The organism is Phreatobacter stygius (assembly GCF_005144885.1).
In the GTDB taxonomy this organism is placed as follows: domain Bacteria; phylum Pseudomonadota; class Alphaproteobacteria; order Rhizobiales; family Phreatobacteraceae; genus Phreatobacter; species Phreatobacter stygius.
In genome coordinates, this window is the sequence record NZ_CP039690.1 from 1,902,145 (window position 1) to 1,917,500 (window position 15,356).

The following is a 15,356-nucleotide window of genomic DNA, read 5'->3' on the forward strand; positions in this document are numbered from 1 at the left end:
CGTCGACCATCCCGTGCCGGTTCGCGCCGGGTCTTGCCGCCGCGCGGATCGGCTGCTAGCCTCATCTAAATCGATTTAAAAAAACGAAGCGGAGAGGAAGCCATGCCGTCGCGCGCGGTGAAGAATGTCCCGAAAGAGCTGGTCAAGGACAAGGCCAGGCTGATCCGCCGGGAAACCGTCCGGCTCACCGACATCTGCGGCTCCGGCCACTATGGCTCGGCTTTCTCGATGGCTGAGATCGTCGCGGTGCTCTACTACCAGCTCCTGCATGTCGACCCGGGCCGGCCGAAATGGGCCGACCGCGACCGCTTCACCATGGGCAAGGGCCACGCGGCCATCGGCCTGTTCCCGGTGCTCGCCGACCAGGGCTTCTTTCCTGAGGCCTGGCTCGACAGCTATTCGCGCATGGGCTCGCCGCTCGGCGATCACCCGGAGATGAAGAAGACGCCCGGCATCGACTTCTCCTCCGGCTCCATTGGCCACAATCTGTCGGTCTCGGTCGGCATGGCGCTCGGCGCCCGGCTGAACAAATCGCCGGCGCGCGCCGTCTGCCTGATGGGCGACGGTGAACAGAACGAGGGCCAGATCTGGGAAGCCGCCATGGCCGCGTCCCATTACCGGCTCGACAACCTCGTCGGCATTGTCGACATCAACGGCGCCGGCTCCGATGGCGTGGCGCAGGAGACGCTGCGCTCCGAGCCGCTGAAGGACAAGTGGCAGGCCTTCGGCTGGAATGTCGTCGTGCTCGAGGATGGCCACGACATCGACCAGACCTTCGATGCCTTGAACCGGGCGCTCAACGCGCCGAACGGCAAGCCGACCTGCGTGCTCGCCTATACGGTTGCCGGCAAGGGCGTCTCCTTCATGGAAGGCACCTGGCAGTGGCACCTCGGCTTCCTCGGCCCGAAGGACATCGCCCGCGCCTATGCCGAGATCGACGCCGGCGACATCGGCTGAGGGAAACGAGATCATGAGCCAGACCAACAAATACCGTGCCCATCCGCCGGCTCCCGGCATGGCCTATATGTCGGCCGAGCTGAAACAGACCATCGACCTCACGGAATCGACCGTCACCGATGATTTCGACGAGCGGTCCTGGGACATGGTCGTGTCGCTTGGCCTGTCGCGCCAGCTCACCACCGGCAAGACCCTGATCGAGCTCGCCGGCGAAGGCCATGACGACATCGTGGTCTGCACCGCCGACCTTGGCCGGCCGACCCAGGTGATCGATTTCGGCAAGGCCTATCCGGAGCGCTATTTCAATTTCGGCATTGCCGAACGCAACATGATCGGGGCCGCCGCCGGCCTCGCCACCATGGGGCTGACGCCGGTCATCTCGAATTATTCGTTCTTCCTGGCGCTGATGGGCGTCGAGAATATCCGCAACGACATTTGCTACACCCATCTGCCGGTGAAGATGGTCGGCACCCATTCCGGCATCGCCATGGGCTTTTACGGCACCAGCCATCATTGCTGCGAGGATATCGGGGCCTTGCGCGCCATCCCCAACCTGATCTTGATGGCGCCGTGCGACGGCACTGCCCTGACCTCGGCCTTGCGCAGCCAAATCAAACACCCCGCGCCGATCTATTTCCGCGCCGGCCGGGGCCGCGAGGCGGTCGTTTATGACAGCCCCTTCGACTTCCGGATCGGCGGCTCGAACACGCTGCGCGAGGGCCGGCACGCCACGGTTCTGGCCATTGGCAACCTGGTCAAGGCGAGCCTCGACGCCCACGATATCCTTGCCCGCGAAGGCATCGGGCTGACCGTTGTCGACATGTATTCGATCCGCCCGATCGACCGCGAGCCGATCCGCGCCGCCGCCAGGCGCGGCCCGATCATCTCGGCCGAGGAGGCCAATGTGACAGGCGGTTTCGGCGCGGCGGTGGCCGAGGTGATCGTCGACGAGGGTCTGGGCGTGAGGCTGACCAAGGTCGGCATGCCCGACGCCTATTCGGTGCTCGGACCGCCGACCCATCTCTATCGCCACTACGGGCTCGACGGCGAAGGCGTGGCCGCGGCGGTGCGCAAGGCGCTGGACGCGGCTCGGCCGACGGCCTGAAACGAAATGGCGCCGGCGCGCTGCGACAACGGCGTGAGACCGAAACGCTTGACCGGCAACCTGCGATCGTCTTGGGTCGCTGACCTGTCGTCGTGAGATCTCTATGGACCTCCAGAGCTATGCCGGCCCTATCATCGAATTCGTCAAAGCCAACCAGGCCTGGGCGCCCGCCATCATCTTCGCGCTGACCTTCGCCGAATCGATCGCCGTTCTGTCGCTGATCGTGCCGGCCTGGGCCATGATCGTCGCCTTCGGCCCGCTGATCGGCGCCGGCGGCATCCCGTTCTGGCCGATCCTGATCGCCGCCTCGCTGGGGGCGGCTGCCGGCGACTGGATCTCCTATTGGTTCGGCCGTTATTTCAAGGACAGCATCGGCAATGTCTGGCCGCTGTCGAAATATCCGGAAATGCTGCCGAAGGGGCATGCCTTCTTCGAAAAATGGGGCGTCTGGGCGATCTTCTTTGGCCGCTTCTCCGGGCCCTTGCGCGCCTCGGTGCCGCTGGTCGCCGGCATCGTCAACATGCCGCAGGTGAAATTCCAGGTCGCCAATGTCGTCTCGGCCTTCATCTGGGCCGCAGCCCTTCTGGCGCCGGGCAATTTCCTTGGCCGCTATCTGCACTGGTTCGGCTGAGCCGCGCCGGCCTCAGACGGTCGTCCCGGTGCCGAGCTTGTCGACCGGAAACCGGTCGACATCATCGAGCAGGGCGACAAAGGCCGCGGCGGTGAACTCGGTCGCCAGCCGGCCGTTCTCGGCGTTCGCCGCGGCAGCATTGCCGATCGCGCCGGCGGTCGAGAGATCCTCGCTCATCCAGCCGAAGCCGACCGGGGTGATGGCGCGCAGATGGCGGTAGGCCTGTTCCATCGCCACCGCCGCCGAGACGAAATCGCGCGCCTTGTCCATCTGCACGAGATCGGGCCGGAAATGCAGCATCTGCGAGGTCTCGACCTCGCCGGCGTGAATGCCGTGCTGGGTCTCCTCGGCCGAGAACAGCCCTTCCGGCGCGCCCAGCCGATGCCAGGACACCTGCACCGCGAGCATGCCGTGGCGCACCCTCAGGTCGCGCGTGACGATATCCATGGCCGCGACATTGCCGCCGTGGGAATTGGCGATGACCAGCTTCTTCACGCCGGCCCGCGCCACGCTGTCGCCGATCTCGGTGAGCAAGCGGATCTGGGTCTCGGCGCTGAGCGTGATCGTGCCGGGAAACTGGATGTGCTCGTTCGACTTGCCGGCCCACATCGTCGGCAGGAAGGTCACCGGCAGGTGCTCCGGCAGGATCCGGCGCACCGCCTGGACATTGCCCTCGGCGATCGCGGTATCGACCAGTACGGGCAAATGCGGCCCATGCTGCTCGACCGCCGCGATCGGCAGCACGGCGATCCAGCGCGAGGTGTCCGCCATGCGGAACTCCTCGGTGGTCATCTCGGCCCAGAGCTGTTTCGGCAGCATCTGATCAGTCCACCTTGGCCGCGACGATCTCGACCTCGACCTTGAACTCCGGCCGGGTGAAGCCGGTGACGATCATCAAGGTGGAGGCCGGCGGCGGGTTCGGCATGTGCCGGTCGCGCGACGCCATGTAGCCGGCCATATGAGCGCGATCGGTGACGAAGGCATTGATCCTGACGATATCGGCAAAGCCCATGCCGGCATCCTCGAGCATATGGCCGATTGCCGTGAAGCAGAGGTCGGCCTGTGCCCCGGCATCCTCGGGGATCGTCCCATCGGCACTGACACCGAGCTGGCCGGAGCAGAACAGCATGCGGGTGCCGGCCGGCACGATCACCGCATGGGAATATTTGGCGAAAGGCGCGGGCATCGCCGCGGGGGTGCGCTTGTCGAGCATGAGGGGATCGTAGCGTCTCTGGTTGCCTGGACAACGGCGAAAGTCGGGAGCCTCGGCCTTACTTGTCCGGCGTCGGCCGGACATTGAGCGGCAAGGCGGTGGTCTGCTTGATTCGCTCCATGGCGAAGCGCGAGGTGACATTTTTCAACGGCGCCTGGGCGATCAGCCGCTTATAGAAGCCGTCATAGGCATCCATGTCGGCGACCACGACCCGCAGCATGTAATCGACATCGCCGGCCATGCGGTAAAACTCCATCACCTCGGGCATGGCCGAGACCAGTTCGGCAAAACGGGCGAGCCAGGCCTCCGAATGATCCGAGGTTTCCACCGAGACGAAAACCGTCAGGCCGAGGCCGAGCTTCTTCGGATCGAGCAAGGCCACACGGCCGCGGATGATGCCCTCGGCCTCCAGCTTCTGGATGCGCTTCCAGGCCGGCGTCGTCGACAGCCCGGCCCGCGAGGCGATCTCGGCGATCGACAGCGACGCGTCGGTCTGCAGGACGGTGAGGATGCGGCGATCTGTATCGTCCATTCGGCTTGATCCCTCGGGTTCGGGCATGCGGGCGGCTTGACGGTTTTCGATTTAGCCGGTCAATCGGCTCTTAGCGAGCGGCCGAGGCGCCGGGCAGGAATTTGGAGAACCACCCATGTTCACCTTCAATACGGCCAAATCAATCGTTTCCGGTGCCGGCGCGATCGCCGAGCTCGGCACGCTCGCGACCCGGACCATGGGCACAAGGGTCGCGGTCGTCACCGACAAGGGCATCATCGCCTCCGGCCTGCTGGACCATGCGCTGAAAAGCCTCGAGGCGGCTGGCTGCGAGGCCTTCGTGTTCGACGAGGTGGTGGCCGACCCGCCCGAGGCCATCGTGCTGAAGGCGGTCGCCATGGCGGTCGAAGCCAAGGTCCAGGGCGTCGTCGGCTTCGGCGGCGGCTCGCCCATGGACGTCGCCAAGCTGGTCGCGCTGCTGGCGCTGGAGAAGGAGGAGCTCGCCGGCATCTATGGGGTCGGCAATGCCAAGGGCCCGCGCCTGCCGCTGATCCTGGTGCCGACCACCGCCGGCACCGGTTCGGAGGTCACTCCGATCTCGATCATCACCACCGGCGCTCACACCAAGATGGGCGTGGTCTCGCCGGCGATCCTGCCGGATATCGCTCTGCTCGATCCCGACCTGACACTGTCGGTGCCGCCGCATGTCACGGCGGCCACCGGCATCGACGCCATGGTCCACGCCATCGAGGCCTATACCTCGGCCAGCCCCAACAACAATCCGCTGTCGCGGGCGCTGGCACGAGAGGCGCTGCGCCTGCTTGGCGGCGCCATCCGCACCGCGGTCAAGACCGGATCGGACCGCGCCGCGCGTGCCGACATGCTCACCGGCGCCATGCTCGCCGGCCAGGCTTTCGCCAACTCGCCGGTGGCCGCCGTCCATGCGCTGGCCTATCCGCTCGGCGGCCATTATCACCTGCCCCACGGCCTGACCAACGCGCTGGTCCTGCCCTATGTGCTGCGCTTCAATGCGCCGGCCGCGGCCACCGGTTATGGCGAGCTGGCGCCGATCTTGTTCCCGGACCTAGCCGGGCTGCCGCTCGCCGCCGCGGCGGATGCTTTCGCCGACCGCATGGCGGGGCTGTCGCTGGAACTCGGACTTCAGCCGCGCCTGCGCGACGTGAAAGTGCCCGAGGCCGATCTCGCAATGCTGGCGGCGGACGCGATGAAACAGACCCGGCTGCTGGTCAACAACCCGCGGCCGGTCACCGAGGCCGATGCGCTGGCGATCTACCGCGAGGCCTGGTGAGCGCCGCGCCGTGACGATGCCGGCGCGGCGATCGGCGCTCTTGTGCGACGCAATATCGAGCGCTATGCCGGTTGGGCTTGCCGGTCGTCGACCGAAGCCCTGACGGAGGCTCGACAGCATGGCCAACCGCCGCCGCTTTCTCCTGGGTCTCGCCGCCACGGCGCTGCCGGGCCGCGCTGCCCTGGGACAGGCGCTGGAGCCGGTCAGTTTTGGCACCAACTGGGTCGCCCAGGCCGAACATGGCGGTTTCTACCAGGCGGTCGCCGACGGCACCTATCGCGCCCACGGCCTCGAGGTGACGGTGGTTCCCGGCGGCCCGCAGGTCAATAACCGCCTGTTGCTCGCCGCCGGCCGGCTCGATTTCTACATGGGCGGCAACATGATCCAGGCCTTTGCCGCGGTCGATCAGAACGTGCCGACGACCGTGGTCGCGGCGCTGTTCCAGAAAGAGCCGCAGGTGCTGATCGCCCATCCCGGCCAAGGCATCGAGAGCTTCGCCGACCTGAAGCGGCTGCCGACCATCTTCATTTCGCAGGCCGGCGTTGCCACCTTCTGGCAATGGATGAAGGCCGAGCACGGTTTTCGCGACGAACAGCTCAAGCCCTATACGTTCAACGCGCAGCCGTTCCTGGCCGACAAGCGGTCGGCCATGCAGGGCTATCTGACCTCCGAGCCCTATGCGATCGAGCGGTCCGCGGGCTTCACGCCGAAGGTCTTCCTGCTCGCCGACCAGGGCTTCGACCCTTATGGCAGCACGATCGAGATCCGCCGCGCCATGCTGACCGAGCGTGCCTCCACCGTGCAGCGTTTCGTCGAGGCCTCGATCATCGGCTGGTACAACTATGTCTATGGCGACAATTCCGCGGCCAATGGCCTGATCAAGCGCGCCAACCCGGACATGGATGACGGCAAGATCGCCTATGCGCTGGCGCGGATGCGCGAGCACGGCATTGTCGATTCCGGCGACAGCCTGACGCTCGGCATCGGCACCGTGACAGAGGCGCGGGTGAAGGGCTTCTTCGACAAGCTGGTCAAATCCGGCATCGCCAGGCCGACGCTCGACTGGCGTCAGGCCTTCGACCCGCGTTTCGTCAACCGGGGCCTCGGCCGCGAACTCAGAAAGGCGCTCTAGATGCCGGCAGCAAAAAGCCGGCCTCGAGGACCGGCTTTCGTTCGTGTCGTCCGTTCCGTTGGCTCAGTCGCGCGCGTAGAACGCCGCCGGCCACGGCCACTGCACGGTCCAGCCGGGCTGGCCCCAGAAACGGTCCGCGCCGGCCGCGCCGCGCATGCTGGTCGACATCACCGCCAGATCGCCGGTCGCCGAATCCGAGGCGTAGCGGATGTCCGGGCGCATCGTCATGTGGTTGCCGGGGAATTCGACCTTCGGTGTCACCAGCCAGCTCGGCCGGCTCACCCGCACCTCCGGAACGGCGCGGCGGCGCGAACGCGCCTCCGCATCGTGGGTCGCCGCTTCGACGGCAAAAACAGCGATTGCTGCGAGAAGGCCAGCGGCGACATTGCGGATCATGATCGACTCCCGATGCTGCAGGGAAGTCTACCGTTCCCTTGCGTCCTGGTCGAGAGCATGACGATCACAGATTGACGATGTGTGACCGTCGGATCGCCTCGCTTCAGGCGGCAACGCGCGCGTCGGCGGCGAGCTCCCAACCGCGCCAGCGCGGCATGCTGGCACCGGTCGCGCTGACCAGGCCGCGCACGCCGTCGAGCGCGCCGTCGACGAGCTCACGCCCGAGCAGACGGGCGCGATCGACCGGGCCGGGCAGCCAGAGCTTGTCCATCCTGGCGGTCGAAAAACCGAAACGCCGATAGTAGGGCTCGTCGCCGACCAGGACGATCGCCCGATGGCCGAGCGCTGCCGCCCGGGCCACGGCCTCGTTCATCAGGCGTCCGCCAATGCCTGCCGAGCGCAGCGCCGGATCGACCGCGATCGGGCCGAGCAGCAAGGCCGGGCGGCCTGGGCCGAGCGTGACATTCCACAGCCTGACCGTGCCGACCAGCCGGTCGGCCGAGGTCGCGGCTAGAGCCAGGCCGTCGGCCGGCCGCCGGCCTTCGCGCAGACGTTCGGAGGTCTTCTCGCGGCGATCCGCGCCAAAGGCGACGTCAAGCAGCGCCTCGCGGGCGGCGATGTGGCAGTCACGCTCGTCGGCGACGACGATGGCGGAGCCTGGGAAATCGGTGGCGTGCACGGTCATGGCCGCGGTCCTTCTCAAGGTTCGAGACAGACGACAGCCCTCGTGCCGGACAAGGTCCGGCCGGTCGGGACTTTTTTGGTGGGGGAAACCCGCCCGGTAGCCCGGGCGGGAAAGTCTCAGATGCAGACGCTCGCGAGCGGCGCGAAGCCGTTGAAGCCGACCGTCGAATAGGTCGTCGTATAGGCTCCGGTCGCCTCGATCAGCACCTTGTCGCCGATCTCAAGCGACAACGGCAGCATGTAGGGCACCTTCTCGTACATCACGTCGACCGAATCGCAGGTCGGTCCGGCGAGCACGCAGGGCACCTTCTCGTCCGCGTCGTGATCGGTGCGGATCGGATAGCGGATGGCCTCGTCCATGGTCTCGGCGAGGCCGTGGAACTTGCCGATATCGAGATAGACCCAGCGCACCTCGTCGGCGTCGGACTTCTTCGAGATCAGCACGACCTCGGTCTCGATGATGCCGGCATTGCCGACCATGCCGCGGCCCGGCTCGATGATCGTTTCCGGGATGCGGTTGCCGAAATGCTTGATCAGCGCCTCGAAGATCGACGCGCCATAGGCTTCCGCCGCCGGAACGTCCTTCAGGTACTTGGTCGGAAAACCGCCGCCCATATTGACCATCTTCAACTCGATGCCCCGCTCGGCAAGCGTGCGGAAGATCGACGAGGCCGTGGTCAGCGCCAGGTCCCAGGCGCCCATATTGGTCTGCTGCGAACCGACGTGGAACGACAGGCCATAGGCGGAGAGACCCAGCCGGTGAGCCAGCTCGAGAACGCGAGGCGCCATCTCTGCGGCGCAGCCGAACTTGCGCGACAGCGGCCATTCGGCGCCCTCGCAGTCCTGCAGGAAGCGGCAGAACACCTTGACGTCGCGGGCGCCGAGAAGCGCCGCCTGCCGCGCGATCTTCTCGACCTCGGCCTCGCAATCGACCGCGAACAGGCGCACGCCGTACTGCAGCGCGCGTCCGATGTCCTTTTCCTTCTTGATCGTATTGCCGAAGGAAATGCGGTCGGTCGAAGCCCCCGTCGCCATGGCCTGCTCGATCTCGACCACCGAAGCGCAGTCAAAGCACGAGCCCATTTCGGCCAGCAGGTTCAGGATTTCCGGCGCGGGATTGGCCTTCACGGCGTAGAACACGCGCGTATCCGGCAGAGCCCGGGCAAATTTCATGAAGTTCTCGGCGACGACGTTCAGGTCGACGACCAGGATGGGCCCGTCCTCGCGGCGGCTGCGCAGGAAATCGCGGATACGGTCGGTCATTAAAGCCTCCCCTCAGATCCCCCTGGATCTGGAAAGGGTTGAACCCATGGGAGCGAAACGTTTCCCGGGTCCGCTTTGGAGACGGAACACCGGTGACGGTCACAACCCGATGACGTTCGCCGAGACATCACATCACGCACTGACCGTTGCCGGCCGGTACAAAAAAGGACGCCTTCGTTTGGCTTGGGAATGACCCCGAACCGCACGGCCGGCAAGAAGAACAAGCCTCTTCAGTCGCCGGCTCTGGACACCGGCTGAGACCAAAAAAGCCCGATCGTCGTTGCTTCAAGTCGCGTCCTCTGCGGAGGGCAGAGTTCGCCGGTTTGCCTCCGGCTGCCGGTTAGGTATCGAAGACCCCGCGTCTTGCGACGCCCCTGGAATACGGCCCGACGAGCGCCGGCGCATTCCCAAGTCTTCGGGCGGCTGTCCGGCCTCTTGTCCGGATGCCCACCAACCGGCACGCAACCACAGGCACGTGCGAAATTGGGCGAGGCGACAGATAGCAGATTCCGCCCCCTGCGCAAGACCTTTTTCGGCCCCCGGCCTCAAGAAATTTCGCCTGTCCGGTCATGGTGTTAACAACCGTTCAGAAAAGCGCCGGAACCATGGCGGGAAAGCCTTTCGGCGACCGCGATCGAGCGCTTGGCACCGACGGCATAAAGAATGCATAAAGATTGGAGGATTCGCACAAACCGAAGGACAGCGTAGCGTGGCAGCTACCGTCGATCTCGCGGCTTATAAGGATGTCCTGATCATCCTCGGCACCACTGCGGTCACGGTCCCCGTTCTTGCCCGTTTCGGCATCAGTTCGGTCATCGGTTTTCTCGGCATCGGCGCCTTGCTCGGCCCCTTCGGGGTTGGCCGGCTGGTCGACGGCCTGCCCTGGCTGAAATGGATCGCGGTCACCGACAGCCGGGAGATTTCGGTCTTTGCCGAGCTCGGCGTGGTTTTCCTGCTGTTCCTGATCGGCCTCGAACTGTCTTATGAGCGCTTGACGCGCATGAAGCGCCTGGTGCTCGGCCTCGGCACCGCACAGGTGGTCGCCTCGACCAGCATCATCGCACTTGTCGCCTGGTGGGCTGGCCAGCCGATCGCCGCGGCGGTGCTGATCGGCGGCGCGCTCGCCCTGTCCTCGACGGCCATCGTGGTCGAACAGCTCGCCGAGACCAAACGGCTCGCCACCACGACCGGGCGCACCAGCTTCGCGATCCTGCTGCTGCAGGACCTTGCCGTCATCCCCCTCCTGTTCCTGGTCGGGGCGCTCGCCACCCGCGGCGGCGATTCGGTCGTTCTCGGCCTGGTGATCGCGGTTGCCCAGGGTGTCGCTGCGGTCACCCTGGTGGTGCTTGTCGGCCGCCTCGTGCTCCGGCCGTTCCTGCGTCTCGTCGCCTCCGCCGACGGCCCGGAGGTCTTCATGGCCGCCACCGTGCTGATCGCCATTGGCATGGGCGTGGTGACCGCCGCCTTTGGCGTGTCGATGGCGCTCGGTGCCTTCGTCGCCGGCCTGCTGCTCGCCGAGACCGAATATCGCCGCGCGATCGAGGCAACCCTCGAGCCGTTCAAGGGCCTGCTGCTCGGCGCCTTCTTCTTTTCCGTCGGACTGTCGATCGACCTGTCGCTGATCGCCACCCGGCCGATCGTCTTCGTTGGCGCCCTGGTGGTCCTGATCGGCGTCAAGATCGCGGTGCTGGTGCCGCTGGTGCGCGCCTTCGGCCAGAGCTGGACGGTCGCGGTGCGCAGCGCCCTGCTGCTCGGACCCGCCGGCGAGTTCGCCTTCGTCACCATGGGGCTTGCCACCGCCGCTGGCGTGGTGGCCACCGAAACCGGCGCCTTCGTCACCACATTGACCGCCTTCAGCATGGCCACCGTGCCGCTGCTCGACTATCTCGGCGCCCGTTTCGCCGATCGCATCAAACCGGTGGCGCCGATCGATCCGGCCCTGCTGGTCGCGCCGCCGACAACGCCGGACAAGCGGGTCATCGTCGTCGGTTACGGCCGGGTCGGCCAGCTCGTCTGCGAAATGCTCGCCCATCACAAGGTACCGTTCATTGCCGTCGACAGCGATGCGCGCGAGATCTCTGACCTCAGGCGAGCCGGCCACGAGGTCTATTATGGCGATGCCAACAACCAGGCCTTCCTCGAATCCTGCGGCCTGCGCGAAGCCGCGGCCCTGGTCCTGACCCTGCACACCGCCGGTGCCATGGACGAGATCGCCGGCCTCGCCAAATCGATCTGCCCGAACCTGACCATCATCGCGCGCGCCCGCGACGCCGACCACGCCAAGGCGCTCTACAAGCTCGGCGTCACCGACGCCGTGCCGGAAACCATCGAGGCGAGCCTGCAGCTCTCGGAAGCCGTGCTGTTCGACCTCGGCGTGCCCGCGGGCCTGGTCATCGCCTCGGTGCACGAACGGCGCGACGTGTTCCGCAAGGAGTTGCAGGAAGCCGGCGCCGACGAGAGCCGCATCAAGCACGCCGTGCGCTCGCGCAAGACGCTGTAAACCGCCTCAAAATCCGGTTCTCCACCTCGCGCGGGATTGTCTTGCGGGCTTCGCGTTCCTGCGCCATGATCAATTGCTCATTGACGGCCCTCCGCCAATCCCGACGGGGGGCCGTATCCGTTCCATGAGGCCATCGGGCCATCGAGGACAGGATGAGCGTCAACAAGTCGAGCCATATCCGGCTCACCTCCCACCCCGGCGCCGGCACGCCGTCGCGGTTCAAGATTGCCTGGGGCGCCAAGACCGCCGCGCTGCGCGGCCCGGTCGTCGCAACGGTCAATGCCGGCCCCGACCGCAACGCCATCGGCACCCATGGCGGCTCCTATGCGCTCTACCGGGCGCTCGCCGTCTCGGCCGGCGCGCTCAATCCGATCCAGCGGCCGGATCTGACCAACACCCATCCGGTCGTGCAGATCGGCCCCTTCCCGCGATGGTCGGAACCCGGCCGCATCGTCTCGATCGACCCCTGGGGCCACATGGTCGGCGAGGCCTTCCGGCCGCAGATCGCCGAGGGCGTCGATATCCGCCCCTCGATCGCCATCACCAAGGCGCGGCTGACGCTGCCCGAGTTGAAGGAGCATATCGGCAAGCGGCTGAAACCCGACGGCACGATCGTGCGCGACAGCGGCGACATCGCCTGCGTCAAGATCGCCATCGATCCGGTCTGGTACCTGCCCGGCATCGCAGAGCGGTTCGGCACCTCGGAGACCAACCTGCGCCGCACCCTGTTCGAGCAGACCGGCGGCATGTATCCGGAGCTGGTCACCCGCCCGGACATGAGCGTGTTCCTGCCGCCGATCGGCAATATCACCGTCTATCTGTTCGGCGACGTCGCCAAGCTCGGCGACCCCAGGACCTTCGTTTCCGGGCGCCTGCATGACGAGTGCAACGGCTCCGACGTGTTCGGCTCCGACATCTGCACCTGCCGGCCCTATCTGGTTCACGGCATCGAGGAAGCCGCCCGCGACGCCCAGAAAGGCGGCGTCGGCTTCGTCGCCTATAACCGCAAGGAAGGCCGGGCGCTCGGCGAAGTCACCAAGTTCCTGGTCTATAACGCGCGCAAGCGCCAGGAAGGCGGCGACCAGGCCGCGACCTATTTCGAGCGCACCGAATGTGTCGCGGGCGTCCAGGACGCCCGCTTCCAGCAGCTCATGCCCGACGTCATGCACTGGCTCGGCATCCGCCGCATCGACCGTTTCATGTCCATGTCCAACATGAAATACGACGCGCTGGTGGCTTCCGGCGTCGACGTCGTCGAGCGCGTGCCGATCCCCGATGATCTGGTGCCGCAGGACGCGTCGGTCGAGATGGAGGCCAAGAAGGCCGCCGGCTATTTCACCCCCGAGGCTCCGCCGAGCCAGGACGACCTGGCCAAGGTGGTTGGCCGCAAGATCGAAGACTTCTGAGCATGGCTTTCGCACAACTCGACGCGCCGCGCGCCGCCCGCGCGCTCTTGACCACTTCGGCCGTGCGGGAGCGGGCCGCCAAGATGCTGGCGCTCGGTCTCGACGGCAAGCTGACCGCCTTCACCGTCGACCTGGCCAGGCTGCCGGCCGCCGCCGACCTGGTGGTCGAGGTGATCCGCGCCAACTATCCGGACCTCAAGATTCCCTTCCATGCCCGCTGGCGTCATTTCGTCGCCGCCGGCCGCGATCTCGGCCGCGAGGCGCTGGCAAACATTGCCGACCCGGCCGAACGCGGCCGCGCGGCTTTCGACCTCGCCATCGCTTCGGTCCTGCTCGATGCCGGCGCCGGCATGGGCTGGCGTTACCGCGATGCGGGCACCGGGATCGAGATGTCGAAATCCGAAGGCCTCGCGGTGGCATCGCTCCGGATGGCCGAAGCCGGCGCTTTTGCCGGCGACGGACAGAGCCTCCGGGCCGACGCGGCGCGCCTTTCGGCGCTGACGGCCGACGATATCGCCCGCGGCTTCCAGGTCTCGGAGACCAATCCGCTGGTCGGCTTGGAGGGTCGCGCGCGACTTCTTTGCCGGCTCGGCGATACCGTGGCGGCCAACCCGGAAGTGTTTGGCGCCCGGGATACGCCGCGGCCGGGCGGACTGTTCGATCATCTGAGCGCCCAGGCCGAGACCGCGACCCTGCCGGCGACCAAGATCCTGGCCGCGGTGCTCGCCCATCTCGGCGCGATCTGGCCGAGCCGGATCACGCTCGGCGGCATCGCACTCGGCGACACCTGGCGCCATCCCTTGATTCAGGCCGGCGATGCCAGCGACGGGCTGATCCCGTTCCACAAGCTGTCCCAGTGGCTTTCTTATTCGCTGATCGAGCCGCTGCAATGGAGCGGTATCACGGTGACCGAGGTCGACGGCCTGACCGGTCTGCCTGAATATCGCAATGGCGGGCTGTTCGTCGATATGGGCGTACTGGCCTTGCGCGACCCGGCTGCCGCCGACGCGCCCAACACGGTCGATTCGGCGCTGGTTGTCGAATGGCGCGGCCTGACGGTTGCCTTGCTTGACCGCATCGCGCCGCTGGTGCGTGAGCGGCTGGGCGTCGACGCCGAAGCCTTTCCGCTGGCGCGCGTGCTCGAGGGCGGCACGTGGTCCGCCGGCCGCAGGCTGGCCCGCGAGAAGCGTGCCGATGGCGGCCCGCCGATCCGGGTGGTGAGCGACGGAACCGTTTTCTAGAGACTTTAGTAGCCGGCGAAAGACCGGGAGGGGTAGTGATGAACAATGTGACCGTCGTCGAGCATCCGCTGGTGCAACACAAACTGACGCTGATGCGCGACAAGAGCCGATCGACCAAGGGCTTCCGCCAGCTGCTGCATGAAATCGGCATGCTGCTGTGTTACGAGGTGACACGCGACCTGCCGCTGCAGCAGGTCGAGATCGAGACGCCACTCGGCGCGATGATGGCGCCGCAGATCGGCGGCAAGAAGCTGGTCTTCGCGCCGATCCTGCGGGCTGGCCTCGGTTTCATGGACGGCATGCTCGAGCTGGTGCCCTCCGCCCGCGTCGCCCATATCGGCCTCTACCGTGATCCGCAGACGCTGACCGCGGTCGAATATTACTTCAAGGCGCCCGAGGACGTGGCCGACCGCCTGGTCATCGTCACCGACCCCATGCTCGCCACCGCCAATTCGGCGATCGCCGCGGTCGAGCGCCTGAAGGAGCGCGGCGTCACCAATGTCCGTTTCGTCTGCCTGCTCGCGGCCCCCGAAGGCATCGCCAATTTCCATGGCCATCATCCGGAAGTGCCGATCTGGACGGCTGCGATCGACAGCCACCTGAACGAACACGGCTATATCGTGCCGGGGCTCGGCGATGCCGGCGACCGCATGTTCGGCACCAAGTAGCCCAAGCATGTGAGCAACCGCGCGCCGATGTCCTGGGCCCTCCGATCGAGCAGCTTGCGTCTGCCCGGCGAAACGGGCAGGATATCGGTATTAGATCTTGTTCTATGTCAGCTGATTCTCAGCTTATATATGCGAGGTCTAGGTGCCCGACGGCCGCGAATCGCGGTTTCTTCCTCCCAATCTGCCCCACTCCGCCCCCACGGAGTGGGGCCTTTTCTTTTCGGCCGCGGCCCTGGCCGGGCTTCGGGCGCGGTCAGGAGCTGCGGCTCCGGAGAGCCCCTCGATGCCGGAGCGCCTCCGCCTCTTCGCCTGCCGGCGCCACGGCAGGGCCACCTTGCCGGCGCTCCGCTCATCGACCGGC

15 protein-coding genes are annotated in these 15,356 nt (G+C 66.5%); 9 read left to right on the forward strand and 6 right to left on the reverse strand.

Annotation, left to right across the window (positions count from 1 at the left end; translation table 11 throughout):
* The first annotated feature begins 102 nt into the window (after window positions 1-102).
* The 3 genes from E8M01_RS08715 (at window position 103) to E8M01_RS08725 (ending at window position 2,693) form a co-directional block, all read left to right on the forward strand.
* Window positions 103-957: a transketolase gene (locus tag E8M01_RS08715; RefSeq protein ID WP_215908871.1), complete on the forward strand. Its 855-nt coding sequence runs from the start codon at window positions 103-105 to the stop codon at window positions 955-957.
* Window positions 958-970: 13 nt separating this feature from the next.
* The gene (locus tag E8M01_RS08720) at window positions 971-2,062 is read left to right on the forward strand and encodes a transketolase family protein (RefSeq protein ID WP_170181835.1); all 1,092 of its coding nucleotides are present in this window, start codon (window positions 971-973) and stop codon (window positions 2,060-2,062) included.
* 103 nt (window positions 2,063-2,165) lie between these two features.
* On the forward strand, window positions 2,166-2,693 hold the full coding sequence (locus E8M01_RS08725) for a DedA family protein (protein ID WP_136959770.1): 528 nt from the start codon (window positions 2,166-2,168) through the stop codon (window positions 2,691-2,693).
* Between the two features lie 12 nt (window positions 2,694-2,705).
* Here the strand turns inward: E8M01_RS08725 and E8M01_RS08730 are convergent, their stop codons facing one another.
* Genes E8M01_RS08730 through E8M01_RS08740 form a run of 3 tightly spaced genes read right to left on the reverse strand, consistent with a single transcriptional unit; the run spans window position 2,706 to window position 4,438 of the window.
* Window positions 2,706-3,512: a creatininase family protein gene (locus E8M01_RS08730; protein WP_136959771.1), complete on the reverse strand. Its 807-nt coding sequence runs from the start codon at window positions 3,510-3,512 to the stop codon at window positions 2,706-2,708.
* A 4-nt stretch (window positions 3,513-3,516) separates the two neighbouring features.
* Complete coding sequence (locus E8M01_RS08735; RefSeq protein ID WP_136959772.1) at window positions 3,517-3,906, reverse strand: RidA family protein; 390 nt, start codon at window positions 3,904-3,906, stop codon at window positions 3,517-3,519.
* A gap of 58 nt (window positions 3,907-3,964) precedes the next feature.
* Window positions 3,965-4,438, reverse strand: coding sequence for an Lrp/AsnC family transcriptional regulator (locus tag E8M01_RS08740; RefSeq protein ID WP_136959773.1), 474 nt, complete (start codon window positions 4,436-4,438; stop codon window positions 3,965-3,967).
* A gap of 115 nt (window positions 4,439-4,553) precedes the next feature.
* Between E8M01_RS08740 and E8M01_RS08745 the strand changes: the two genes are divergently transcribed.
* The gene (locus tag E8M01_RS08745; RefSeq protein WP_136959774.1) at window positions 4,554-5,705 is read left to right on the forward strand and encodes an iron-containing alcohol dehydrogenase; all 1,152 of its coding nucleotides are present in this window, start codon (window positions 4,554-4,556) and stop codon (window positions 5,703-5,705) included.
* A gap of 118 nt (window positions 5,706-5,823) precedes the next feature.
* Window positions 5,824-6,837 (forward strand): ABC transporter substrate-binding protein, encoded by a 1,014-nt coding sequence (locus tag E8M01_RS08750; RefSeq protein ID WP_136959775.1) that lies wholly within the window; start codon window positions 5,824-5,826, stop codon window positions 6,835-6,837.
* A gap of 63 nt (window positions 6,838-6,900) precedes the next feature.
* Here the strand turns inward: E8M01_RS08750 and E8M01_RS08755 are convergent, their stop codons facing one another.
* The 3 genes from E8M01_RS08755 to E8M01_RS08765 all read right to left on the reverse strand — a co-directional run bounded on the left by E8M01_RS08755 (window position 6,901) and on the right by E8M01_RS08765 (window position 9,180).
* Window positions 6,901-7,233: a hypothetical protein gene (locus tag E8M01_RS08755; protein ID WP_136959776.1), complete on the reverse strand. Its 333-nt coding sequence runs from the start codon at window positions 7,231-7,233 to the stop codon at window positions 6,901-6,903.
* A gap of 103 nt (window positions 7,234-7,336) precedes the next feature.
* Window positions 7,337-7,918 (reverse strand): GNAT family N-acetyltransferase, encoded by a 582-nt coding sequence (locus E8M01_RS08760; protein WP_136959777.1) that lies wholly within the window; start codon window positions 7,916-7,918, stop codon window positions 7,337-7,339.
* Window positions 7,919-8,034: 116 nt separating this feature from the next.
* Window positions 8,035-9,180 carry a type III PLP-dependent enzyme gene (locus E8M01_RS08765; RefSeq protein ID WP_136959778.1) on the reverse strand — a complete coding sequence of 382 codons (1,146 nt, stop codon included), beginning with the start codon at window positions 9,178-9,180 and terminating at the stop codon, window positions 8,035-8,037.
* Between the two features lie 709 nt (window positions 9,181-9,889).
* On the opposite strand from E8M01_RS08765, the gene E8M01_RS08770 reads away from it, so the two are divergent.
* The 4 genes from E8M01_RS08770 to upp all read left to right on the forward strand — a co-directional run bounded on the left by E8M01_RS08770 (window position 9,890) and on the right by upp (window position 14,995).
* The gene (locus tag E8M01_RS08770) at window positions 9,890-11,680 is read left to right on the forward strand and encodes a cation:proton antiporter domain-containing protein (RefSeq protein ID WP_136959779.1); all 1,791 of its coding nucleotides are present in this window, start codon (window positions 9,890-9,892) and stop codon (window positions 11,678-11,680) included.
* Window positions 11,681-11,832: 152 nt separating this feature from the next.
* Window positions 11,833-13,086, forward strand: coding sequence for a GTP cyclohydrolase II (locus E8M01_RS08775; protein ID WP_136959780.1), 1,254 nt, complete (start codon window positions 11,833-11,835; stop codon window positions 13,084-13,086).
* A 2-nt stretch (window positions 13,087-13,088) separates the two neighbouring features.
* Window positions 13,089-14,327 carry a URC4/urg3 family protein gene (locus tag E8M01_RS08780; protein ID WP_136959781.1) on the forward strand — a complete coding sequence of 413 codons (1,239 nt, stop codon included), beginning with the start codon at window positions 13,089-13,091 and terminating at the stop codon, window positions 14,325-14,327.
* A 38-nt stretch (window positions 14,328-14,365) separates the two neighbouring features.
* On the forward strand, window positions 14,366-14,995 hold the full coding sequence (upp, locus tag E8M01_RS08785) for a uracil phosphoribosyltransferase (protein WP_136959782.1): 630 nt from the start codon (window positions 14,366-14,368) through the stop codon (window positions 14,993-14,995).
* The last annotated feature ends 361 nt before the right edge of the window (window positions 14,996-15,356 follow it).

Bases quoted from the DNA above. Each gene is read 5' to 3' on its own strand.
- E8M01_RS08715 (WP_215908871.1), top strand. From the start codon at position 103: ATGCCGTCGCGCGCGGTGAAGAATGTCCCGAAAGAGCTGGTCAAGGAC.
- E8M01_RS08720 (WP_170181835.1), top strand. From the start codon at position 971: ATGAGCCAGACCAACAAATACCGTGCCCATCCGCCGGCTCCCGGCATG.
- E8M01_RS08725 (WP_136959770.1), top strand. From the start codon at position 2,166: ATGGACCTCCAGAGCTATGCCGGCCCTATCATCGAATTCGTCAAAGCC.
- E8M01_RS08730 (WP_136959771.1), bottom strand. From the start codon at position 3,512: ATGCTGCCGAAACAGCTCTGGGCCGAGATGACCACCGAGGAGTTCCGC.
- E8M01_RS08735 (WP_136959772.1), bottom strand. From the start codon at position 3,906: ATGCTCGACAAGCGCACCCCCGCGGCGATGCCCGCGCCTTTCGCCAAA.
- E8M01_RS08740 (WP_136959773.1), bottom strand. From the start codon at position 4,438: ATGGACGATACAGATCGCCGCATCCTCACCGTCCTGCAGACCGACGCG.
- E8M01_RS08745 (WP_136959774.1), top strand. From the start codon at position 4,554: ATGTTCACCTTCAATACGGCCAAATCAATCGTTTCCGGTGCCGGCGCG.
- E8M01_RS08750 (WP_136959775.1), top strand. From the start codon at position 5,824: ATGGCCAACCGCCGCCGCTTTCTCCTGGGTCTCGCCGCCACGGCGCTG.
- E8M01_RS08755 (WP_136959776.1), bottom strand. From the start codon at position 7,233: ATGATCCGCAATGTCGCCGCTGGCCTTCTCGCAGCAATCGCTGTTTTT.
- E8M01_RS08760 (WP_136959777.1), bottom strand. From the start codon at position 7,918: ATGACCGTGCACGCCACCGATTTCCCAGGCTCCGCCATCGTCGTCGCC.
- E8M01_RS08765 (WP_136959778.1), bottom strand. From the start codon at position 9,180: ATGACCGACCGTATCCGCGATTTCCTGCGCAGCCGCCGCGAGGACGGG.
- E8M01_RS08775 (WP_136959780.1), top strand. From the start codon at position 11,833: ATGAGCGTCAACAAGTCGAGCCATATCCGGCTCACCTCCCACCCCGGC.
- E8M01_RS08780 (WP_136959781.1), top strand. From the start codon at position 13,089: ATGGCTTTCGCACAACTCGACGCGCCGCGCGCCGCCCGCGCGCTCTTG.
- upp (WP_136959782.1), top strand. From the start codon at position 14,366: ATGAACAATGTGACCGTCGTCGAGCATCCGCTGGTGCAACACAAACTG.